The organism is Streptomyces sp. NPDC006879, from assembly GCF_042869595.1.
Taxonomy (GTDB): Bacteria; Actinomycetota; Actinomycetes; order Streptomycetales; family Streptomycetaceae; genus Streptomyces.
Genome location: NZ_JBIAGC010000006.1, coordinates 80,648 through 103,161 on the forward strand (window position 1 = coordinate 80,648; position 22,514 = coordinate 103,161).

The window sequence follows — 22,514 nt, forward strand, 5'->3', positions numbered from 1 at the left end:
GTTTCGAGGAGTCGTAATGTTCTCGACCACATGGGATCCCCCTGCCCAGTGCGCATCGCAGTACGGACGAGTTTGAAGCCACGTCCGCTGACGACGACGGTAAGCAGGGTCAGCCGCGTCCCAGGGAAGGCGCTCGACAGCCCACCGGAGCCGAGCGCGTACGAACCCTCGTAGAGTCCAACGCCTCAGTATCCCTCACTCTCCCCGGTGCTCGTGACGCGCACGGACCGGAGGACTTCGGGACGAGGAGTGTCGGCCACCAGGACCGCCACCCCGGACGGGGACGTGATTCCCCTGGTACCAGGGGAGAGCGCCGCTGCCGGAGCAACGGACCACGCCCAGGACGGCATGCTCGGTTCCGTGATCGAGATCACCGAGGGGCATCCGTTTCCGCCCCCATCGTATCCGTGCCCGCCGGCGGCCCACCAAAGGGCTCCAAGAACCCAGGGGCAGCCGCCGAGATTCCCGCTGGATCGGCGCACGGGTGGCCGGTCCGCCGCAGGAAGACCGGGGCACACCACCGCCCGGGGAGGCCCTCAGCCCACCTGAGGACGGGTTGGGCCCTCCCGCCCGGGAGCGGCTCTATCCCGGCCGTCGGTGGACCGCAGTCGCTCCCGGACCTTCTCCACCACGTCCGCGTAGCGAGCCTCCGCCCCGTAGCGCGTCGGCTCGTAGTACCGCTTGCCCTGCACCGCGTCCGGAGCGTACTGCTGGGCCGCGATGGCGCCCGGCACATCGTGCGGGTAGACGTATCCACGGGCATGACCGAGCTTGGCGGCGCCCTGGTAGTGGCCGTCTCGCAAATGCGGCGGGACGGGGCCGGCCAGACCGGCCCGCACATCGGCGAGCGCGGCGCCGATGGCGGTGGTCGCGGTGTTGGACTTCGGGGCCAGGGCCAGCGCGATGGTGGCGTGGCTCAAGGTCAGCGCGGCCTCCGGAAAGCCGATCAGCGCCACCGCCTGGGCCGCGGCGACAGCGGTCGGCAGCGCAGTGGGATCGGCCAGACCGATGTCCTCGCTGGCGGAGATCATCAGCCGCCGGGCGATGAACCGTGGGTCCTCACCCGCCTCGATCATGCGGGCCAGGTAGTGCAGGGCGGCGTCCACGTCCGAGCCCCGGATGGACTTGATCAGAGCACTGGCCACGTCGTAGTGCTGATCCCCGTCCCGGTCGTACTTGACCGCGGCGCGGTCCACCGCCTCTTCGACGGTCTCCAGGGTGATCTCGCCTTCGCCCTTGGCGAGGGCCCCACCAGCACCCGCTTCCAGGGCGGTCAGAGCTCGCCGGGCATCGCCACCGGCGATCCGCAGCAGATGCGCCTCAGCTGCCTCGGACAAGGTGACGGCGCCGGCCAGTCCGCGTTCCTCCGTCAGGGCCCGACGCATCAGGGCACGCAGATCATCGTCGGTCAGCGGTTCGAGAGTGAGGAGCAGGGAGCGGGAGAGCAGCGGGGAGATCACCGAGAAGTACGGGTTCTCGGTGGTCGCGGCGATCAGCGTGACCCAGCGGTTCTCGACCGCTGGCAGCAGGGAGTCCTGTTGGGCCTTGCTGAAGCGGTGGATCTCGTCGAGGAAGAGGACGGTCTCCTTGCCGAACCCACCGGTGGCTCGCCGAGCACCATCGATGACGGCCCTGACCTCTTTGACCCCGGCGGTGATCGCGGAGAGTTCCACGAACCGCTTCCGCGTCGCCTGGCTCACGACGTAGGCCAAGGTGGTCTTGCCGATCCCGGGCGGCCCCCACAGGATCACCGAGGAGGGACCGGCGGGACCGCCGCCCCCCTCCCCCACCAGCCGCCGCAGCGGTGCACCGGGCTTGAGCAGGTGCTGCTGACCGACCACCTCGTCCAAGGTGCGCGGTCGCATCCGGACGGCGAGCGGGGAGCTCGCCGGGTCCTTCTCCTGGCGGGCCTCGGCGGCGGCGGTGAACAGATCGGGTTCCACGCGTGCAGCCTATGCGAGTCCACTGACAGGGCGGCTCGGGCCGTGTTCACCGAGGACGCTCAGGAGGTCCAGAAGTCCCACCAGCGGGTCAGGACGAGCATGCCGATGATGCCGATGTGCACGGCCGGCAGGACCCAGGTGAACTCGTCGAAGAATCCCTTGAGCCAAGTCGGCGCGGGCAGGAACCCGTTTCGCACGTTGTACGAGGTGACGTACCAGAACATGATGATGGTGGCGACCCAGGCAAGGCAGCACCACAGGCACAGCGCGTTGATGCTGTAGAGGGACTGGTACTGGAGCCAGGTGCAGAATCCGACACCGAAGAGCGTGCCCGCGTTGAAGGTGAGCCAGTACCAACGCCGGAAGGCTCCACCGGCGATCAGGCTCATGCCCACGCAGATCACGACGCCGTAGGCGACCAGACCGATCATCGGGTTGGGGAACCCGAAGGCGGAGGCCTGTTCGCTCTTCATGATGTTGCCGCAGGCCACCACCGGGTTCAGGCTGCACCCCGGAACGAAGGAGGGGTCTTCCAGCAGCTTGAACTTGTCGATCGTGATCACCCACGAAGCGAGCAGCCCGGCTGCTCCCGTGATCACCAGCAACCAGGCGAAGGCCCGGCTCGCGCCGGCGGTTCGCGCAGTGTCCGCACCCGTTGTCGTCATGGGCGGCATTCTGCCGCACGGGCCCGCGGGCTCCCGAGCCGGTACGGGCCGCAGGGCCGGGCACCGTCGGGCCCCCCGGGGGGCGGAACTCACCCCTCCCCCCGGGGAGACGATCAGGAAAGCCGGCTCGTCAGGGTTTCGACGACGCTGTCCAGGGCGATCGGCTCCTGCTCACCGCTCTCCATGTCCTTCAACTGCAAGAGGCCCTCGGCCAGGTCACGCTCCCCGGCGACCAGCGCGAAGCGCGCCTGCGAGCGGTTGGCCGCCTTCATCGCCGCCTTCAGCCCCTTGGAGCCGTAGCTCAGATCGGCGGCCACGCCCGAGCGGCGAAGCCGGGTGACCACGGCGAACAGCACCCGCTTGGCTTCCTCGCCGAGGGGCACCGCGAAGACCGCGGTGGTGGAGGGGATGTCGAGGGTGATGCCCTCGGCCTCCAGCGCCAGGACCGTACGGTCCACGCCCAGGGCCCACCCCACGGAGGGAAGCGCCGGGCCACCGATCATCTCCGAGAGGCCGTCGTACCGGCCGCCGCCACCCACGGCGGATTGGGATCCCAGACCGTCGTGGACGAACTCGAAGGTGGTACGGGTGTAGTAGTCGAGCCCGCGGACCAGCTTCTCGTCGTCCTCGTAGGCCACCGCGGCGGTGGTCAACAGCGCGCGGACCTCCTCGTGGTAGGCCTTGCAGGCATCGCACAGGTAGTCCCGCAGCAGCGGTGCGCCGACCAGTTGCTTCTGCACTTCGGCGCGCTTGTCGTCCAGGACCCGCAACGGGTTGATCTCGATCCGACGGGCGGTCTCCTCGTCGAGGTCGAGTCCGCGCAGAAAGGCCTGGAGGGCGTCCCGGTAGAGCGGGCGGCACTCCTTGTCGCCGAGCGAGTTCAGCAGGATCCGGAACTGGCGCAGGCCAAGGGCCCGGTAGGCCTGGTCGGCCAGAATGATCAGTTCGGCGTCCAGCGCCGGGTCCTCGGTGCCGATGGCTTCGGCACCCACCTGCGAGAAGTGCCGGTAGCGACCCTTCTGGGGGCGCTCGTAGCGGTAGTACGAGCCGGAGTACCAGAGCTTGACCGGCAGGTTGCCGGCCTTGTGGAGGTTGGCCTCCAGGGCCGCGCGGAGCACCGAGGCGGTGCCCTCGGGGCGCAGCGCGAGGTGGTCGCCGCCCTTGGTGGTGAGGGTGTACATCTCCTTGGTCACGATGTCGGTGGACTCGCCCACGCCGCGGGAGAAGAGTTCCACGTTCTCGAAGCCCGGGGTCTCGATGTAGCCGTAACCGGAGTTCTTCAGGGGTGCCGCGATGGCTTCCCGTACCGCCAGGTACTTGGCGGAGTCCGGGGGCGTCAGGTCGTAGGTGCCCTTGGGGGCCTTGAAGGTGCTCACTGGAAGTCTCTCGTCACATTCCTCGTCGCGGAGCGGCGGTGCCCTCGCCGGGCTGGAGGCGGCTTTCGGCCACCTCCCGCAGGTAGGGGTTGGTCGCGCGCTCCCGGCCGATGCTGGTCTGGGGGCCATGGCCGGACAGCACCACGGTCGAGTCGTCGAGCGGCAGGCACACGCGGGCCAGCGATTCGAGCATCTCGGTGTGATCGCCACCGGGCAGGTCAGTGCGGCCGATGGAGCCGGCGAAGAGCAGGTCGCCCGAGAAGAGGACCGGCGGGATGTCCGCCGCCTCCGGCATCCTGAACGTCACCGACCCCTTGGTATGGCCGGGGGCGTGCGCGACGTTGAGTTCCAGGCCCGCGAGGTGGAGCTTGCTGCCGTCGGTGAGCTCACGGAGGTCGTCCGGTTCACCCACGGTGAGCTCACCCATCAACGGCATGCCGATGGAGCGGCCGAGCGCCTTCTCGGGGTCGCTGAGCATGTACCGGTCACGGGGGTGGATCCAGGCGGGGACGTCGAGGGCTCCGCAGACCGGGACGACCGAGGCCACGTGGTCGATGTGGCCGTGGGTGAGGACGACCGCCACGGGCTTGAGCCGATGCTTCTTCAGCGTTTCCTCGACGCCCTGCGCGGCCTGGTGGCCCGGGTCGAAGATCACGCACTCCTCGCCGGCGGCGGGGGCGACCAAGTAACAGTTGGTCCCCCAGGCCCCGGCGGGGAACCCGGCAATCAGCACGTTCGTCCTTAATGTCGTGAATTGTCGTCCGGCTGGAGAATGCAGTGGATCAGAGCCTACCGGCGGTGCTCTTCACACAGCGAACCCGTATACGGTACGAGGATCCCTCAGCCGGACAGCGGTACGAGACACATACAAGGAGACGACCCGGTGGTCACCAGCGAGGAACGGCGGCGGGAGGTCGCCAGGAAGAAGTACCTGCGCCAACAGCAGCGCAGGGCTGAGGCCAAGAAGAAGGCGCGCATGCGGGCAGCCGTGATCGGCACCGTGATCGCTGTGGTCGGCGCGGCACTCGTGGGAGCACTGGCAGCCGGCGTCTTCGACAGCAAGGACGACACCCCGGCCACCCAGAGCACCCCCAGCCCCGCCCCCACCCCGTCGCAGGCGAGCCAGGAACCGGCGATGGCGATCGACCAGAAGGCGAAGTACGACTTCACCCTGGACACCGACCAGGGCAAGGTCGTGATCGCGATGGACGCCGCGAAGACCCCGCACACGGTCAACTCGTTCAAGTCCCTGGCGGACAAGGGCTACTTCGACAAGACCAAGTGCCACCGCCTGACCACTTCGGGCATCTACGTCCTGCAGTGTGGCGACCCGGAGGGCACCGGCAGCGGCGGTCCGGGCTACAACATCCCGGACGAGAACCTCGACGGCCTGGGCAAGGCCGGGGCGGACGGCACCGTCACCTACCCCGCCGGGACGGTCGCCATGGCCAACACGAATCAGCCCGGCAGCGGGGGCAGCCAGTTCTTCCTGGTCTACAAGGACAGCAAACTGCCTCCGACCTACACCCCCTTCGGCACGATGGACGCCGCGGGACTCAAGGCCGTGGAGAGCGTCGCCAAGGCGGGAGTGAGCGGCGGTGCCACCGACGGGGCGCCCGCGAAGCCGGTCACCATCGAGAAGGCGACGGTCACCCTGGGCTGACCACGTTCCGACCGGGAGCCGGCTCCCGCACCCGGCGGCGGGTTTTCGTCGCGCTGGATGCGGACAGCCGGCCCGACGGTCGCCTATGTTGGCGTTGTGCAGGGCGGGCGACGCCCGCCCCAGGAAACTGTGGACGATGTCCGGGGGGCCAACCCCCTCGCAGGCATCATGTGGAGGAGGCGCTGTGAGCAGCGACCCGTGGGGCCGCGTCGACGAGACGGGCACTGTGTACGTGCGGACTGCCGACGGCGAGAAGGTCGTCGGTTCGTGGCAGGCGGGCAGCCCCGAGGAGGCCCTGGCCTACTTCGAGCGCAAGTACGAGGGCCTGGTTGTCGAGATCGGCCTCCTCGAACGGCGGGTGCGGACCACCGACCTGTCCGCCAAGGACGCCATGACGGCCGTGGACCATCTGCGTCAGCAGATCGAGGAGCACCACGCGGTGGGCGACCTCGACGCGCTCAGGGCACGTTTGGACAAGCTCGCCGCCTCGGTGGAGTCCCGCCGTGAGGAGCGCAAGGCCCAGAAGGCCAAGCAGACGGACGAGGCCAGGCACGCCAAGGAAGCTCTGGTCGTAGAGGCCGAGGAACTGGCACAGAGCGAGCAGTGGCGTTCCGCCGGAGAGCGGCTTCGGGCACTGGTCGACACGTGGAAGGGTCTGCCGCGCCTGGACCGTAAGTCGGACGACGAGCTGTGGCACCGCTTCTCGCACGCCCGCTCGGCTTTCTCCAAGCGCCGCAAGGCCCACTTCGCCGCGCTGGACGCGCAGCGAGAGGACGCCCGCAAGGTCAAGGAGAAACTCGTCGCCGAGGCCGAGTCGCTGTCCGGCTCGACCGACTGGGGCCCGACGGCCGCGCGCTACCGCGACCTGATGGCCGACTGGAAGGCGGCGGGGCGGGCCCAGCGGGAGGCGGAGGACGAGCTGTGGAACCGCTTCCGCGGAGCCCAGGACGTCTTCTTCGCCGCCCGTGGCGAGGTCTTCGCCGAACGTGACGCCGAGCAGGCCGAGAACCTCAAGCTGAAGGAAGAACTGGCCGAAGAGGCCGAGAAGCTCGTCCCCGTACGGGAGCTGAAGGCCGCGCGCGCCGCGTTCCGCTCGATCAACGAGCGGTGGGAGGCCATCGGCCATGTGCCGCGTGACGCCCGTCCCAAGGTCGAGGGCCGGATGCACGCCGTGGAACGCGCCCTGCAGGAGTCCGAGGAAGCCGAGTGGCGCCGTACCAACCCTGAGGCGCGGGCTCGCGCCGCGGGGCTGACCGGCCAGCTCCAGGCGGCCGTCGACAAACTGCGGGAGCAGGTGGACTCGGCGCGTGCGGCGGGCAACAACGCCAAGGCCGACAAGCTGGCGCGTGAACTCGAAGGTCGCCAGGCCCTGCTGGACCAGGCCCTGAAGGGCCTTGAGGAGTTCGGCGGCTGAGCGAGAGACGCCGGCACCTCTGACGACGCGAGGGGGGCGCGTACCACGTGGTACGCGCCCCCCTCGCGTCGTCGGTTGACGCCGGCACCTCCGCGGGTGCCGCACCGCCACCTCTCAGGGACGGCGGGCCGAGGTCACCCGGTAGACGTCGTACACGCCCTCCACACCCCGCACGGCCTTCAGTACATGACCCAGATGCTTCGGGTCGCCCATCTCGAAGGTGAAGCGCGAGGTGGCCACCCGGTCCCGAGAGGTCTGCACCGCCGCGGACAGGATGTTGACGTGCTGGTCAGACAGGACGCGGGTGACGTCCGACAGGAGCCGGGACCGGTCCAGCGCTTCGACCTGTATGGCGACGAGGAAGACCGAGGACTGGGTCGGGGCCCACTCGACCTCCAGGATCCGTTCGGGCTGTTGGGAGAGCGAGTCCACGTTGACGCAGTCGGCGCGGTGCACCGACACCCCGCTGCCACGGGTCACGAAGCCGATGATCGGATCGCCCGGCACGGGGGTGCAGCAGCGGGCCAGCTTCACCCACACGTCGTCGACGCCCTTGACCACGACGCCCGGATCGGCGTTCGCCCGCCGCTTGCGGGTGCTGCGCGAGTGCGGCACCGTCTCGGCGATGTCCTCGTTGGCGGCCTCTTCGCCACCGAGCGCCTGTACCAGTTTCTGGACCACGCCCTGCGCCGAGACGTGCCCCTCACCGATCGCCGCGTACAGCGAGGAGATGTCGGGGTAGCGCATCTCGTGGGCGAGGGTGACCAGTGAGTCTCCAGTCAGGATCCGCTGGATCGGCAGGTTCTGCTTGCGCATGGCCCGCGCGATGGCGTCCTTGCCCTGCTCGATGGCCTCGTCCCGGCGCTCCTTGGAGAACCAGGCGCGGATCTTGTTGCGGGCCCGGGGCGACTTGACGAACCCCAGCCAGTCCCGGGAGGGGCCGGCTCCCGCCGCCTTGGAGGTGAAGACCTCCACCAGGTCCCCGTTGTCGAGAGTGGATTCAAGCGGCACCAGTCGCCCGTTGACCCGCGCCCCTATCGTGCGGTGACCGACGTCAGTGTGCACGGCGTAGGCGAAGTCCACGGCGGTGGCACCAGCCGGGAGCGCTATCACGTCGCCCTTGGGGGTGAAGACGAAGACCTCGTTGCGGGAGAGGTCGAAGCGCAGGGATTCGAGGAAGTCGCCCGGGTCCTCGGTCTCCTTCTGCCAGTCGAGGAGCTGACGCAGCCAGGCCATGTCGTTGACGGTGTCGTGGCCGGCGCTGCCCTTGGCCGCCTTGGGAACGTCGGTACGGATCTTGGAAGTACCGGCGACGGTCTCCTGCTTGTACTTCCAGTGCGCGGCGATGCCGTACTCCGCACGGCGGTGCATGTCGAAGGTGCGGATCTGGAGTTCGACCGGCTTGCCGCTGGGCCCGATGACCGTCGTGTGCAACGACTGGTACATGTTGAACTTGGGCATGGCGATGTAGTCCTTGAAGCGCCCCGGAACCGGGTTCCAGCGGGCGTGCACGGTGCCCAGCGCCGCGTAGCAGTCGCGGACCGTGTCCACGAGGACCCGGATGCCCACCAGATCGTAGATCTCCGCGAAGTCCCGGCCCCGGACGATCATCTTCTGGTAGACGCTGTAGTAGTGCTTGGGGCGTCCGGTAACGGTGGCTTTGATCCGCGCGGCCCGCAGGTCGGCCTGCACTTCGTCGGTGACCACGGCGAGGTACTCGTCCCGCTTGGGCGCCCGCTCGGCGACCAGCCGGACGATCTCGTCGTACATCTTCGGGTAGAGGATCGCGAAGGCGAGGTCCTCCAGCTCCCACTTAATCGTGTTCATGCCCAGCCGGTGGGCGAGTGGTGCGTAGATCTCCAGGGTTTCGCGGGCCTTCTTCTCCTGCTTCTCCCTCTTGAGGTAGCGCATGGTGCGCATGTTGTGCAGGCGGTCGGCCAGCTTGATGACCAACACCCGAGGGTCCTTGGCCATGGCCACGACCATCTTGCGCACGGTCTCCGCCTGGGCGGCCTCACCGAACTTGACCTTGTCCAGCTTGGTGACCCCGTCGACGAGCAGCGCCACCGAGTCACCGAAGTCCCGGCGTAGCTGCTCCAGCCCGTACTCGGTGTCCTCCACGGTGTCGTGGAGGAGACCGGCCATCAAGGTGGCCGGATCCATGCCGAGTTCGGCGAGAATCGTGGTTACCGCGAGCGGGTGGGTGATGTAGGGGTCGCCGCTCTTGCGCTTTTGGCCACGGTGCCAGCGCTCGGCGACCTGATAGGCGTTCTCGATCTGCCGCAGCGTCGCCGTCTCGATCTTCGGGTCGTTGCCGCGGACGATCCGAAGGAGTGGTTCGAGGACCGGGTTGTAAGGATTGGACCGCTGTACGCCCAAACGAGCGAGGCGGGCCCGAACGCGATTCGACGAACCGGACGACCTCGACGCAGGCTGGGAGGCCTGCTTGACCGGGGGAACGGCGGACGGCGGGGGGCCGGGCTTGGCCGGGGCGGGAGCGGGCGCCGGCGGAGGCGTGCTGGTGCTCGCCGTGGCCGGATCGGCCTTCTTCTCGGGCTGCGCGGCGGAGAGTGGCTGGACCTCGTCTGGCAAGAGCGCTCCTCGTGCGGATCCGGGTCCCCCGATCAGGTCCGGAAAGCCCATGGTATCCAGCCTGGGCCGGGGCCGTTCGCCGTGGGCCGGCACCGACTGGTTTCGGCCATTGCCATAACGCCGGCGGGCACCCCGGTTCATCCCGAGGTGCCCGCCGTTTCATGCTGGGTGTTCTTCCGGGCGCTGGTGCGCACGGGGTTGCGGTAGCCGACTAGACCAGCAGCAGGGCCTCCAACGGAGCCCCGGCCAGGACAGGGGTCAGACGCGACCGGCCGCCGAGGAATCCGAGCTCCATCAGCACCGCCACTCCGGCGACGTCGGCGCCGGCCCGCCTGATCAGCTCCAGCGAGGCCCCGGCGGTGCCCCCGGTCGCCAGCACGTCGTCGATGACCATGACCCGGTCGCCAGCCACCAGGTCCTCGGCGTGCACCTCGATCTCAGCGGTGCCGTACTCCAGCTCGTAGGCCTGCTTCAGCGTGGCTCCAGGCAGCTTGCCCGCCTTGCGGACCGGGACGAAACCGATCCCCGACCGAACGGCCACCGGCGCGGCCAGGATGAAGCCGCGGGCCTCAAGCCCGACGATCTTGGTGGCCCCATGGCGCACGCACAGTTCCGCGAGAGCTTCGGTGAGGACACCGAAGGCCTCAGGGTCGGCCAGCAGGGGAGTGATGTCCTTGAACATCACTCCCGGCTTCGGGTAGTCCGCCACCTCACGGATGCGGCTGAGCAGCAGCTCACGCACTGCCTCGGTCATCGGCCGCGGCCACTTGGGCGGGCACCACGGGTCGGACCGGGCTGGCCGACGACCGCGGCGGCGGGACCCGTCACACGGGCGGCACCGCCGTTCCCGTCACCCACCTCCTCGTCCTTCTCCCCCTTGGCCGCAGCGGCGGACCGCTTGGCGAGCACCCGCTTCTTCAGGGCGATCATCTTCGGGTCGCGCTCCTTCAGGTCGGCGACCAGCGGAGTGGCGATGAAGATCGAGGAGTAGGCGCCGGCCGCGAGACCGACGAAGAGCGACAGCGAGATGTCGTTGAGCATGCCCGCGCCGAGGAAGCCTCCGCCGATGAACAGCAGGCCGGCGACCGGGAGCAGGGCCACCACGGTGGTGTTGATCGAGCGCACGAGCGTGCCGTTGAGGCTGCGGTTGGCCATCTCGCTGTAGGTGTAGCGGGTCTGCTTGGTGATGTCCTTGGAGGCTTCCTTGAGACCGTCGAAGACGACGACGGTGTCGTAGAGCGAGTAACCGAGGATCGTCAGCAGGCCGATCACCGTACCCGGGGTGACCTCGAAGCCGACGAGCGCGTAGACACCCACGGTGATCGTCAGGTCGTGGATGAGGGCGATCAGTGCGGCGACCGCCATCCGCCATTCGAAGGCGATCGCGAGGTAGATCACCACGAGGACCATGAAGACGCCCAGGCCGGTCCAGGCCTTGTTGGCGATCTGGGAGCCCCAGCTGGGGCCGACCAGGTCGGCGTTGACGTCCTGCTCCTTGAAGCCGAGATCCTTGGCCAGCTGCGCCTTGACGCCGTTGGCCGAGTCGGTGTCCAGCTCGCTGATCTGAATGCGCAGCGTGTCATTGCCGAGCTTCTGCACGATCGCGGCGTGGCCGGAGGCCTCCTCCGCCTGGTGCTGGGCTTCGGAGACCGAGACGTTCGTCTTGGGGGTGGTGAAGACGGCACCGCCCTTGAACTCGATGCCCATGTTCAGCCCCTGGACGGCCAGGGCCACGATCGCCGTGATGGTGATCAGGATCGAGACGGCGTACCAGACCATGCGCTTGCCGACGAAGTCGTAGCCGACCTCGCCTCGGTACAGGCGGGCGCCGAGAGTTCCGAGCTTGGACACCTCACGCCTCCTTCGGGTCGACGAGAGAGGGGGCACGACGGGAGCGACGCAGCGGCGGCTTGGCGCCGAGGCGCTTGGGGTCCAGTCCGGACCACGGGTGACCGTCGGCGAAGAACTTCGTCCGGGCGAGCAGCGTCATCACCGGCTTGGTGAACAAGAACACCACCACCACGTCCAGCAGGGTGGTCAGGCCGAGCGTGAACGCGAAGCCCTGCACCTTGCCGACGGTCACGATGAACAGCACCGCGGCGGCCAGGAAGGACACGAAGTCGGACACCAGGATGGTGCGACGGGCACGCGGCCAGGCCCGCTCCACGGCCGGGCGCAGGGTGCGGCCCTCGCGGACCTCGTCGCGGATGCGCTCGAAGTACACGATGAAGGAGTCCGCCGTGATACCGATCGCCACGATCGCACCGCAGACCGCGGGCAGGTTGAGTGCGAAGCCGATGGCCGCACCCAGTAGCGCCATGATCGTGTAGGTGAGCACCGCCGAGACCAGGAGGCTGACGATCGCGATCAGGGACAGGCCCCGGTAGTAGGCCACCAGGTAGATGATCACCAGTGCGAGCCCGATGGCACCGGCGATCAGGCCGGCACGCAGCTGCTCGCCGCCAAGCGCGGCGGTGACCGTGGTGACGCTGTCCTCCTGGAAGGACAGCGGCAGCGCGCCGTAGGAGAGCATGTTGCCGAGGTCCTGGGCGGACTGCTGGTTGAAGCTGCCGGAGATCTCGGCGTTGCCACCGGTGATCGCCGTGCGCACGGACGGGTCGGAGACGACCTCGCCGTCGAGGACGATGGCGAACTGGTTCTGCGGGGAGGGCTTGCTCGCCAGCTTGCCGGTGACGTCGGCGAACTTCTTCGCGCCCTTGTCGTTGAAGTCCATCGTCACGAGCCAGATGCCGCGCTGCGGGTCGAGGACGCCCTTGGCGTCCTTGACGTCCACACCCTCGACCTCGGCCGGACCGAGCAGCCACTTGGACCAGACGTCGCCCTGCTTGCCGCAGGCCACGGTGGGCTCCGTCGGCTTGGCGGACTTGCCGGCAGTGGCGCGCTGCGCCTCCTTGGTGCAGTCCAGAGCCGCGAACTGCTTCTCCAGGTCACTGCCGCCGGCCGTACCCGCGGTCGGCTCGTTGAAGGCCTCGGGAGTCAGGGAGGGCTTGGGCGAGGGGGCCTTGAGGCCCTCGGTGACGGCCCGTCCCTGAGTGGTCGCGCTGGCGGACGGAGTGGCGGTGGACTTGTCGTCCTTGGCGCCGTCTTCGCCATCCTTCTTGCCGTCCTCGGCCGCGGGCTTACCGGTGGTGCTCGCCGACGGCGTCGGCTCGGGCGCCTCGGGACCGCCGGGGGCGTAGGCGAGGACGGGACGGAAGTACAGCTGCGCGGTCGTGCCGACCTGCTGGCGGGCCTGCTTCTCGTCCGTCCCCTTGGGGATGTTCACGATGATGTGGTCGCGACCCTGGGTCTGGACCTCGGCTTCCGAGACGCCCAGACCGTTGACACGGCGCTCGATGATGCCGACCGCGGTGTTCATGTTGGTCTCGTTGATCGCGTTCGGCTTGCCGGGCTCGTTCTTCGCCTTCAGCGTGATGCTCGTACCGCCGGCGAGGTCAATGCCGAGTCGCGGTGTCGTCTGCTTGGAGATGAACATCCCCGCGGTGAGCGCCACCATCGCGATCAGGATCATTACCAGGGACCGCCCCGGCCTACCCTGAGCCCCCGTGGGCCTCCGGCCCTTCTTCGGTGCTGCCACCTTGTCGATTCTCCCTGTCCAACCGCCCGCGCCGGGTGTGCGCTGGGCGGCCACGATGTGTTATGGGGGCCTTCCCCCGCAGAAGTAGCGCGGACCGGGGCCGCACGCGCCGGTGGGCACGGCACGGTCCCCGACTGCTGGCCTACTTCTCGCCGGCCTCACCCTCGGTCCTGCCGTCCGTGCTCTCGCCGCCCGCGTCCGGCTCCGCGGCCTCCGACTTCTTGCCGAGGTCGAGCTTCTTCTCGGCGTCGGCGTCGGTGGCGACCGGGTCACCGGTCAGCGAGGAGGCGTCATCGGGCACGACGGGGGTGTCGATCGCCCGGTCGCCGCCGCTGACGATGCGCTGGTACTCCTCGTCGTCGAGGACGGCGCCCACGGCGTTCTTGGCGTACACCGCGTGAACGCCGTCGGCCACCTCAAGGAGCACGGTGTCCTCGTGCACCTCCTTGACGATGGCGTACATGCCGCCGATCGTGCGGATGCCGGTACCGGGCTGAACCTGGTCGCGCATCTGGGCGGCCTGCTGCTGCTTCTTCTTGGCAGAGCGGGTCAACAGGAACATGGCCCCGACGAGCACGATGATCGGGAGGAGAGTCACAGGGTCCACGGGATGGAGTTTCCTTCACACGACCGCGCCGTAGGGCGGCCGATCTTGGGGGTGGGCACACCGACCTTGACAAGGTCGGCATCGGCGGAGTCTAGGCGAGTCCACACCGATGGAACAACGCCCAGCATCTCACTTAGGTTCCTGACCGGGCCAGACTCCGCGCCGTCACGCCGGGAAGAGGCCTCGTTGTCCGCTTGTTCCCGGACCCTGCTGAGGTGGGGTGAGGCCGAGATGCGCCCACGCCGCGGGGGTCGCGATCCGGCCCCTCGGGGTTCGGGCCAACAGCCCCTCCCTGACCAGGAACGGCTCGGCGACCTCCTCGACGGTCTCCCGTTCCTCGCCGACCGCGACGGCCAGGGTGGACAGCCCCACCGGGCCGCCGCCGAAGAGCTTGAGCAGAGCTTCCAGCACGGCCCGGTCCAAGCGGTCCAGACCACGTGCGTCAACTTCGTAGACGGCGAGTGCCGCGGCAGCGATCTCACGGGTGATTCGGCCGTCCGCCTTGACCTGGGCGTAGTCGCGCACCCGGCGCAGCAGGCGGTTGGCGATACGCGGGGTGCCCCGAGACCGGCCAGCGATCTCCGCGGCACCAGCCGGTTCGATCTCGACGTCGAGAAGGCGTGCGGAACGGTGTAGGACCCGCTCCAGCTCGGCCGGGACGTAGAACTCCATGTGCCCGGTGAACCCGAAGCGATCGCGCAACGGCGGGGGCAGCAGGCCGGCCCGGGTGGTGGCACCGACCAGGGTGAAGGGCGGTAGCTCCAAAGGAATCGCGGTGGCGCCCGGGCCCTTGCCGACGATCACGTCCACCCGGAAGTCCTCCATGGCCATGTACAGCATCTCCTCGGCGGGCCGGGACATCCGGTGGATCTCGTCGAGGAAGAGGACCTCGCCCTCCTGGAGGGAGGAGAGGATCGCCGCGAGATCGCCGGCGTGCTGGATGGCCGGCCCCGAAGTGATCCGGATCGGGGCGCCCATCTCGGCGGCGATGATCATGGAGAGGGTGGTCTTGCCGAGCCCGGGGGCACCGGAGAGAAGGACGTGGTCAGCGGTGGCTCCACGGGCCAGGGCGGCCTTGAGCACGAGGTCGAGCTGTTGACGAACCTTTTCCTGCCCGACGAACTCCTCCAGGTCCTTGGGGCGCAGGGCGGCCTCGACCGCCTGGTCCTCCCCGTCCGCGGCGGAGCCCACGATGCGCTCGTCAAGGCTCGCGCCGGCCTCGGTGACCTCGGGGGGAGTCTCGTCCCAGTTCACGGGGTTCTGCCTTTGCAGTCAGGGGTGGGAGGGGGCGGGAGCGGCGTGGCCCGGTCAGCGGGCCCGGTTCAGGGTCTGCAGGGCGGCCCGGAGCAGCTGCGGAACGGGGGCGGCTCCGCCCTGTGCGAGGGCGGCCTCGGCCTGCGGGGTCACGGCGGTCACGGCTTCCTCGGCCTCCCGGCTGGCGTATCCCAGCCCGATCAGCGCTGCCTGGAGTTGTTCGGTCCACGGCGCGGGGCCGCTCGCCACCGCTCGCTGGGCGACCACCGCCGTACCTGTGCCCAGCGGCTGACCCAGACGGTCGCGGAGCTCCAACAGGAGCTTCTGGGCGCCCTTCTTTCCAATTCCCGGAACCGCGGTCAGGGCCTTCTCGTCGCCCGTGGAAACGGCCAGACGCAGGGCATCGGGGCTGTGCACGGCCAGCATGGCCTGGGCGAGCCGGGGACCCACCCCGCTGGCGGTCTGTAGCAGCTCGAAGACCTGCCGCTCGTCCTCGTCGGCGAAGCCGTACAGGGTGAGCGCGTCCTCACGCACCACCAGGGAGGTGGCGAGCCGGGCCTCGACACCGATCCGCAAGCCGGAGAGGGTGTTGGGCGCGCACTGGACGAGGAGGCCCACCCCGCCGACCTCGATCACTGCGGTCGTGGGGGCCAGCGCGGCCACTGGGCCGCTGACGAAGGCGATCATGCGGTACGACCTTTCGTGGTGCCCGCGCGCGCCCGGGTGAGGGCGGCCTGCGCGGCGACGGCCTGTTGGAGGCGGTTCTGGGCGGGCGCCCGCCAGATGTGGCAGATGGCGAGGGCGAGCGCATCCGCGGCGTCGGCCGGCTTGGGCGGGGTGTCCAGGCGCAATAGGCGGGTGACCATGGCCCCGACCTGCGCCTTGTCAGCCCGGCCGGTACCGGTGACGGCGGCCTTGACCTCGCTCGGAGTGTGCAGGGCGACCGGGATCCCGCGGCGGGACGCACAGAGCATGGCAACGGCGCTGGCCTGCGCGGTGCCCATGACGGTCCGCACATTGTGCTGGCTGAACACCCGCTCCACCGCGACCAGTTCGGGGCTGTGTGCGTCCAACCACGACTCGATGCCGCGCTCGATCTCGACCAGTCGCTCACCGATGTCGGCATCCGCCGGGGTCCGTACCACCCCGACCCCCAGCATTGTCAGGGGGCGGCCGGCCACCCCCTCGACCACGCCGACCCCACACCGGGTCAGCCCCGGGTCCACGCCGAGCACGCGCACCCCGCACCTCCTTCGTTCATCTGTTTGTGCAGGCTATCGGGTACCACCGACAGTGACCGACCAGGCGGCGCCGGAGCGTCATATGCCGTGCGGCGCAAGGCTCCACGAACGCCGACGGGCCGACGGGATGCCCCGTCGGCCCGTGGGTACTGAAGCGGATCAGGCGTCGACCTTCTCCATGACCTCGTCGCTGACGTCGAAGTTCGCGAAGACGTTCTGGACGTCGTCGCTGTCCTCCAGCACGTCGATCAGCTTGAAGATCTTCCGCGCGCCTTCCTCGTCGAGCTCGACCTGCATGGTCGGGACGAAGTTGGCCTCGGCGGAGTCGTAGTCGATGCCGGCTTCCTGGAGCGAGGTGCGGACCGCGACCAGGTCGGTGGCCTCACTGATGATCTCGAAGCTCTCGCCGAGGTCGTTGACCTCCTCGGCACCCGCGTCGAGCACGGCACCGAGGACATCGTCCTCAGTGAGCTCGCCTTTGGGCAGGACCACGACGCCCTTGCGGTTGAAGAGGTACGAAACCGACCCCGGGTCGGCCATCGAACCGCCATTGCGGGTCATGGCGACCCGGACGTCGGAGGCGGCACGGTTGCGGTTGTCGGTCAGGCACTCGATGAGTACCGCCACACCGTTGGGACCGTAGCCCTCGTACATGATCGTCTCGTAGTCGGCGCCGCCCGCCTCAAGTCCCGCACCGCGCTTGAGCGCGGAGTCGATGTTCTTGTTGGGGACGGACTGCTTCTTGGCCTTCTGGACGGCGTCGAAGAGCGTCGGGTTGCCGTCCAGGTCAGCGCCGCCGGTACGGGCCGCGACCTCGATGTTCTTGATCAGCTTCGCGAAGAGCTTGCCGCGCTTGGCATCGATCACGGCCTTCTTGTGCTTCGTCGTAGCCCATTTAGAGTGGCCGGACATCCGCCTGTCTCCTTCGCGTAACCAACAGTGTTCGTCTCAGATCCTACCGGGGTCCGGTCGGGACCCCGAGTCAGGACCCGGCCTCCCGACCGCAGATGCGGCACCGGAACCGGTGACGGAGCTCAGCGGGCGGCGCGCACCATGTCGACGAAGTAGGCGTGCACCCGGTCGTCGCCGGTCAACTCGGGATGGAAGGACGTGGCCAGGACCTGGCCCTGCCGGACGGCAACGGTGTGTCCGTCGTAGCTGGCCAGTACCTGCGCGCTGGCTCCCACCGACTCCACCCAGGGGGCCCGAATGAAGACGCCCTCGACCGGGCCGCCGTCAATTCCCGCGAACTCCACGGCCGCCTCGAAGGACTCGTTCTGTCGTCCGAAGGCGTTGCGGCGCACGATCATGTCGATGCCGCCGAGCGTCTCCTGGTCCTCGCGGCCGTCCAGGAGCTTGTCCGCCAGCATGATCATGCCCGCGCAGGTTCCGTAGACGGGCATGCCGGTGCGGACCCGCTCGCGCAGCGGCTCCAACATGCCGAACAGCACGGCGAGCTTCGACATCGTCGTGGACTCACCACCGGGGATCACCAGGGCGTCGACCTCGGCGAGCTCCTCGGGGCGCCGGACCGGCCTGGCCACGGCGTCCGCCGCGGCCAGGGCGATCAGGTGCTCCCGTACGTCGCCCTGGAGGGCCAGGACACCGATGACGGGGGGTTTGTTCATCGTCGCTGCGCCTTACCAGCCACGGTTGGCGTAGCGCTCGGTCTCGGGCAGGGTGTCGCAGTTGATGCCGACCATGGCCTCGCCCAGGTTGCGGGAGGCATCCGCGATGATCTTCGGGTCGTCGTAGAAGGTGGTGGCCTTCACGATGGCGGCGGCGCGCTTGGCCGGGTCACCGGACTTGAAGATGCCCGAGCCGACGAAGACGCCCTCGGCACCCAGCTGGCGCATCAACGCGGCGTCCGCCGGGGTGGCGACGCCACCGGCGGAGAACAGCACCACGGGGAGCTTGCCGAGCTCGGAGACTTCCTTGACCAGCTCGTAGGGGGCGCGCAGCTCCTTCGCGGCGGCGTAGAGCTCGTTGTTGTCGAAGCCGCGCAGCTTGGCGATCTCGTTCTTGATCTGGCGCAGGTGGCGGACCGCCTCGACGACGTTGCCGGTGCCGGCCTCGCCCTTGGAGCGGATCATGGCCGCGCCCTCGGCGATACGACGCAGCGCCTCGCCCAGGTTGGTGGCCCCGCACACGAACGGGGTGGTGAAGGCCCACTTGTCGGAGTGGTTGACCTCGTCAGCCGGGGTGAGCACCTCGGACTCGTCGATGTAGTCCACGCCGAGCGACTGCAGGACCTGGGCCTCGACGAAGTGACCGATGCGGGACTTGGCCATCACGGGGATGGAAACCGCGCCGATGATCTCCTCGATCATGTTCGGGTCGGACATCCGGGCCACTCCGCCGTCCTTGCGGATGTCCGCCGGAACCCGCTCCAGGGCCATGACGGCCACGGCGCCGGCGTCCTCGGCGATCTTCGCCTGCTCGGCGTTGACGACGTCCATGATCACGCCGCCCTTGAGCTGCTCGGCCATGCCGCGCTTGACGCGCGCGGTGCCGGTCGCCGGGGCGTCGGACTGCGGGGTGGTGGGAAGCGTGCTCACGGATTGACCTCACTCGACGAAGACGGGTACTGCTGCGAGGAGCAAACCTCCGGCAAGCAGTCCACTGCAAGGGCCAATAGTAAGCCAGTGGCCCCTTTCAACTGCCGGGGCGATCTGCCAGCGCCACCGGCGGTTCGTCGTCCATCTCGAACGCGAGCGGGAACGGCGCATGGCCGGCCAGCCGAAACCACCGCACCTTGCGGTGCGTGCGCAGGGCCCTCGCGGCCCGTACCGCATCGTTGTGGAACCTACGGGCCATCGGCACCCGCCGTACCGCGGCGGCCAGCTCGCCTGCCGCTTCCTCACCTCCAGGAGCGGCCTTGACGGCCCCGACCTGGTCGGCGTCGCCGAAGACTGCGCGCAGCGCCTGGCTCAGCTCGCTCTCGGCGACCTCCCGCTGGTCCTCCGGTGCCAGCCGGGCCGCGTGCGCGGCCTCGTAGAGCACGATCGAGGCAGCGGGATCAAGCACCCCGGATGTCGCCAGTTCCAGCGCCACCGAGGCTCGCCGGACCAGTTGGGCGTCCAGGGCCGCACGGGCGGCGTCGATCCGGGTGTGCAGCCGGTCCAGCCGCCCGGCGGTCCAGCTGAGGTAGAGGGCGACGGCGAGGAGTCCGACCGCGATCCAGACGAGGGTTTCGATCACGGGCCGCGACTCTACCGAAACCCGTACCGCCGGCGGCACGGACCTGGGGAGTCCGCTCCCTGCGCCCCACTGCCGTGCGGCTCACAGACGCCGCCGACTCAGTCGCGGGACAGCCCCAGCCGGGCCCGCAGTCCCACCCGCTCGTCCGCGGCCACCGATGCCGCACCGTCCGTCACGGTCTCGTACACGGCGAGGATGTCCGCACCGACCGTGGACCAGTCGAAGCGCCGTACATGGGTGCTGCCCCGGGCGCTCAGCTCGGCTCGACGGGAAGGGTCGCCCAGCAGCCGGACGGCCGCCTCGGCGAGCGCGTCGGCGTCCTCGTTGGCGAACAGTTCGCCGGCCGCACCACGGTCCAGGACCTGGACGAAGGCATCGAGGTCCGCTGCCAGAACAGGGGCGCCCGCGGACATCGCCTCCACCAGGATGATCCCGAAGCTCTCACCGCCGGTGTTGGGCGCAACGTACACGTCCACGCTGCGCAGCAGCCTTGCCTTGTCCTCGCCGCTGACCATGCCGAGGAACTCGACGCGCTCGCGCATCGTGGCGGGCAGCGAGGCGACGGCTTCCTGCTCGTCGCCCCGCCCGGCAACCAGCAGACGTACCTCCGGGAAGGCGGCCACGATCTTCGGGAAGGCCGCCATGAGGACCGGTAGGCCCTTGCGGGGTTCGTCGATCCGGCCGATGAAGCCGAGCGTCGGCCCGGACTCCCCAGGTCCGCCGCGCCCGCCCTGCCATTCGGCCTTGGGGTCGGCCTTGGCGAAGAAGTCCACGTCGACCCCGTTGGGGATCACCACCGCATCGCCACCGAGGTGTTCGACCAGGGTCCGCCGGGCGTACTCGCTCACCGCGATCCGGGCGCTGATCTTCTCCAGCGCGGGTTGGAGGATCGGATAGGCGGCGATCATGGCCCGGGACCGCGGGTTGGAGGTGTGGAAGGTGGCCACGATCGGCCCCTGCGCGGCCCAGCAGGACAACAGTCCGAGCGAGGGCGAGGCCGGCTCGTGGATGTGGATCACGTCGAAGGTGCCCTCGTGGAGCCAACGCCGGACTCTGGCCGCGGAGAGGAAGCCGAAGTTCAGCCGGGCCACGGAACCGTTGTAGGGAACCGGCACCGCCCGCCCGGCGGACACCACGTAGGGCGGCAGCGGGGTGTCCTCGTCCGCCGGCGCGAGGACCGAGACCCGGTGCCCGAGCGCGATCAGGTGCTCGGCGAGGTCCCGGATGTGGAACTGCACTCCTCCCGGCACGTCCCAGGAGTAAGGGCACACGATGCCGATCTTCATGCCGCACGCTCCTCGGGGCGCGGGTCGCGCGGTTCCAGATCATCCAGCCACAGCCGCTGGAGCATGTGCCAGTCGGTGGGGTGTTCGGCGATGCCCGCGGCGAAGACGTCCGCGAGGTCCTGGGTCATCCGTGTGGCCTTCTCCTTGCGGGTGCCCTCGGCCGGTACCGGCACGGGCGGGTGGACCTCACCCTTCATGACGGGCCCCTCGTACCAGAGCGTGACCGGCAGCAACTGCGCCCCGGTCTGCTGCGCGAGCAGCGCCGGGCCGGCCGGCATCCGGGCCGCGGCGCCGAAGAAGTCCACCTTGACACCAGAAGCCGACAGGTCACGGTCGGCGACCAGGCAGATCAGCCCGCCCGACCGTAGCCGCCGGGCCAGAACGCCGAAGGCGGCGCCTCCGTTGTGCGGCAGCACCTCCATGCCCAGGCTCTCGCGGTACGCCACGAAGCGATCGAAGAGGGACTCCGGCTTCAACCGTTCGGCGACGGTGGCGAAGGGCACCTGGAGGTAGGAGGTGACCCAGGCGCCCGCCAGGTCCCAGTTGGCGAGGTGCGGCAGCGCGACGATCACCCCGCGCCCCTGAGCCAGACCGTCGTGCAGGTGGTGCTCACCCTTGATCTCGATGCCTTCGCGGATGCGGTCCGGTGTCCAGGTGGGCAGCCGGAAGGACTCCATCCAGTAGCGCATATATGAGCGCATCCCGGCCTTGGACAGCTCCCGCAGCTGTGCGGGGCCGGCCTCGGGGACCACCCGGGCCAGGTTCGCCTCCAGGCGCTGCACGCTGGCGCCGCGCCGTTTCCACGCGGTGTCCGCGATCCTCCGCCCCAGGCGGGCGACCACAGGCTCCGGGAGCTTCTTCACGGCGCTCCAACCCAGCCCGTACAGGGCGTCAGCCACCCGCTCGCGCATCAGCAGGCCCCGGTCCCGGTGTCAGCGGCCTCGGCCGCCGCGTCCGCCTCGGCGGACTCACGACGCACCGTGACCACCCGTTGGACGAGCGTGACCAGCGACCCGACGGCCACCACCCACAGGGCGACGGGCAGCAGCACCCCGATCCAGCCGGGCACACCGAACGCCTCCAGGCCCGACAGGCCGGCCGCGACCAGGGTGATGACCAGCCGCTCGGCCCGCTCGATCAGCCCGTTGACGGCGACGGGTAGGCCGATCGACTCGCCGCGGGCCTTGGTGTAGGAGACGACCTGCCCGCTGGCCAGGCAGAAAATCGCCACGGCGCACAGCATCTCGTTGTCGCCCAGGCCCGCGTACCAGAGCGCCAGTCCGCCGAAGATGGCGGCGTCGGCGACCCGGTCCAACGTCGAGTCGAGGAACGCGCCCCACCGGCTTGAGGAGCCGGCCTGGCGGGCCATGTTCCCGTCCACCAGGTCGGAGAAGACGAAGAGGGTGATCGTGATCGTGCCCCAGAAGAACTCACCCCGGGGGAAGAAGACCAGAGCACCCGCCACCACACCGGCCGTGCCGACCAGCGTGACAGCGTCCGGGCTCACCCCCCGCCGGAGGAGAAACGCGGCGAACGGCGTGAGAACACGCGTGAAGAATGCACGCGCGTACTTGTTCAGCATGGCCTTCCCGGGGGGTAGCTGGGCCGCACGGCCACAGCGGCCACCGGCTGGCCCATGGTAGCCAGCGCCCGTCCGCTCCATCGTCGGGTACC

The 22,514-nt window shown here is 69.3% G+C and carries 21 protein-coding genes; 2 read left to right on the top strand and 19 right to left on the bottom strand.

Features of this window, described 5'->3' with window-relative positions; genetic code table 11:
• Positions 1-536: 536 nt before the first annotated feature.
• From ACFYMC_RS07050 to ACFYMC_RS07065, 4 genes are all read right to left on the bottom strand, one after another.
• On the bottom strand, positions 537-1,943 hold the full coding sequence (locus tag ACFYMC_RS07050; RefSeq protein ID WP_388520025.1) for a replication-associated recombination protein A: 1,407 nt from the start codon (positions 1,941-1,943) through the stop codon (positions 537-539).
• A 59-nt stretch (positions 1,944-2,002) separates the two neighbouring features.
• A complete protein-coding gene (locus ACFYMC_RS07055) occupies positions 2,003-2,608 on the bottom strand; it encodes a vitamin K epoxide reductase family protein (RefSeq protein WP_388520028.1) in 606 nt (201 codons plus the stop codon).
• Positions 2,609-2,721: 113 nt separating this feature from the next.
• Positions 2,722-3,984, bottom strand: a complete 1,263-nt coding sequence (gene hisS / locus ACFYMC_RS07060) for a histidine--tRNA ligase (protein WP_388520031.1) — start codon at positions 3,982-3,984, stop codon at positions 2,722-2,724.
• Positions 3,985-3,997: 13 nt separating this feature from the next.
• Positions 3,998-4,717 carry an MBL fold metallo-hydrolase gene (locus tag ACFYMC_RS07065; protein ID WP_388520034.1) on the bottom strand — a complete coding sequence of 240 codons (720 nt, stop codon included), beginning with the start codon at positions 4,715-4,717 and terminating at the stop codon, positions 3,998-4,000.
• A 150-nt stretch (positions 4,718-4,867) separates the two neighbouring features.
• On the opposite strand from ACFYMC_RS07065, the gene ACFYMC_RS07070 reads away from it, so the two are divergent.
• Together ACFYMC_RS07070 and ACFYMC_RS07075 are read left to right on the top strand one after the other, a co-directional pair.
• Positions 4,868-5,647, top strand: coding sequence for a peptidylprolyl isomerase (locus ACFYMC_RS07070; RefSeq protein WP_388520037.1), 780 nt, complete (start codon positions 4,868-4,870; stop codon positions 5,645-5,647).
• Between the two features lie 184 nt (positions 5,648-5,831).
• Positions 5,832-7,061, top strand: coding sequence for a DUF349 domain-containing protein (locus ACFYMC_RS07075; protein WP_388520040.1), 1,230 nt, complete (start codon positions 5,832-5,834; stop codon positions 7,059-7,061).
• Positions 7,062-7,175: 114 nt separating this feature from the next.
• Here the strand turns inward: ACFYMC_RS07075 and ACFYMC_RS07080 are convergent, their stop codons facing one another.
• The 15 genes from ACFYMC_RS07080 to pgsA form a co-directional block, all read right to left on the bottom strand.
• Complete coding sequence (locus tag ACFYMC_RS07080) at positions 7,176-9,653, bottom strand: RelA/SpoT family protein (protein WP_388520042.1); 2,478 nt, start codon at positions 9,651-9,653, stop codon at positions 7,176-7,178.
• Positions 9,654-9,864: 211 nt separating this feature from the next.
• Entirely contained in the window at positions 9,865-10,407 is a 543-nt protein-coding gene (locus ACFYMC_RS07085; RefSeq protein ID WP_388520045.1) for an adenine phosphoribosyltransferase, read from the bottom strand.
• Positions 10,404-11,504, bottom strand: a complete 1,101-nt coding sequence (gene secF, locus ACFYMC_RS07090; RefSeq protein ID WP_388520047.1) for a protein translocase subunit SecF — start codon at positions 11,502-11,504, stop codon at positions 10,404-10,406. The genes ACFYMC_RS07085 and secF overlap by 4 nt, the downstream gene beginning before the upstream one ends.
• A gap of 1 nt (position 11,505) precedes the next feature.
• Positions 11,506-13,251 carry a protein translocase subunit SecD gene (gene secD, locus ACFYMC_RS07095; protein ID WP_388520050.1) on the bottom strand — a complete coding sequence of 582 codons (1,746 nt, stop codon included), beginning with the start codon at positions 13,249-13,251 and terminating at the stop codon, positions 11,506-11,508.
• A 142-nt stretch (positions 13,252-13,393) separates the two neighbouring features.
• A complete protein-coding gene (gene yajC / locus ACFYMC_RS07100; protein ID WP_388520053.1) occupies positions 13,394-13,858 on the bottom strand; it encodes a preprotein translocase subunit YajC in 465 nt (154 codons plus the stop codon).
• Positions 13,859-14,023: 165 nt separating this feature from the next.
• Positions 14,024-15,112, bottom strand: a complete 1,089-nt coding sequence (gene ruvB / locus ACFYMC_RS07105; protein ID WP_388520056.1) for a Holliday junction branch migration DNA helicase RuvB — start codon at positions 15,110-15,112, stop codon at positions 14,024-14,026.
• 54 nt (positions 15,113-15,166) lie between these two features.
• A complete protein-coding gene (gene ruvA, locus ACFYMC_RS07110; protein ID WP_388520059.1) occupies positions 15,167-15,799 on the bottom strand; it encodes a Holliday junction branch migration protein RuvA in 633 nt (210 codons plus the stop codon).
• The gene (ruvC, locus tag ACFYMC_RS07115) at positions 15,796-16,353 is read right to left on the bottom strand and encodes a crossover junction endodeoxyribonuclease RuvC (RefSeq protein WP_388520062.1); all 558 of its coding nucleotides are present in this window, start codon (positions 16,351-16,353) and stop codon (positions 15,796-15,798) included. Before ruvC ends, ruvA begins: the two co-directional genes overlap by 4 nt.
• Before the next feature lie 159 nt (positions 16,354-16,512).
• Entirely contained in the window at positions 16,513-17,265 is a 753-nt protein-coding gene (locus tag ACFYMC_RS07120) for a YebC/PmpR family DNA-binding transcriptional regulator (protein WP_388520065.1), read from the bottom strand.
• Between the two features lie 122 nt (positions 17,266-17,387).
• Positions 17,388-17,981, bottom strand: a complete 594-nt coding sequence (pdxT, locus tag ACFYMC_RS07125; protein WP_388520067.1) for a pyridoxal 5'-phosphate synthase glutaminase subunit PdxT — start codon at positions 17,979-17,981, stop codon at positions 17,388-17,390.
• Between the two features lie 12 nt (positions 17,982-17,993).
• A complete protein-coding gene (gene pdxS, locus ACFYMC_RS07130; protein ID WP_388520071.1) occupies positions 17,994-18,911 on the bottom strand; it encodes a pyridoxal 5'-phosphate synthase lyase subunit PdxS in 918 nt (305 codons plus the stop codon).
• Between the two features lie 97 nt (positions 18,912-19,008).
• Positions 19,009-19,554: a hypothetical protein gene (locus tag ACFYMC_RS07135; protein ID WP_388520073.1), complete on the bottom strand. Its 546-nt coding sequence runs from the start codon at positions 19,552-19,554 to the stop codon at positions 19,009-19,011.
• Positions 19,555-19,652: 98 nt separating this feature from the next.
• Positions 19,653-20,840: a glycosyltransferase family 4 protein gene (locus ACFYMC_RS07140; RefSeq protein ID WP_388520076.1), complete on the bottom strand. Its 1,188-nt coding sequence runs from the start codon at positions 20,838-20,840 to the stop codon at positions 19,653-19,655.
• Positions 20,837-21,751 carry a phosphatidylinositol mannoside acyltransferase gene (locus tag ACFYMC_RS07145; RefSeq protein WP_388520079.1) on the bottom strand — a complete coding sequence of 305 codons (915 nt, stop codon included), beginning with the start codon at positions 21,749-21,751 and terminating at the stop codon, positions 20,837-20,839. The genes ACFYMC_RS07140 and ACFYMC_RS07145 overlap by 4 nt, the downstream gene beginning before the upstream one ends.
• Positions 21,751-22,503 (bottom strand): phosphatidylinositol phosphate synthase, encoded by a 753-nt coding sequence (gene pgsA / locus ACFYMC_RS07150; RefSeq protein ID WP_388520373.1) that lies wholly within the window; start codon positions 22,501-22,503, stop codon positions 21,751-21,753. The genes ACFYMC_RS07145 and pgsA overlap by 1 nt, the downstream gene beginning before the upstream one ends.
• Positions 22,504-22,514: the final 11 nt, after the last annotated feature.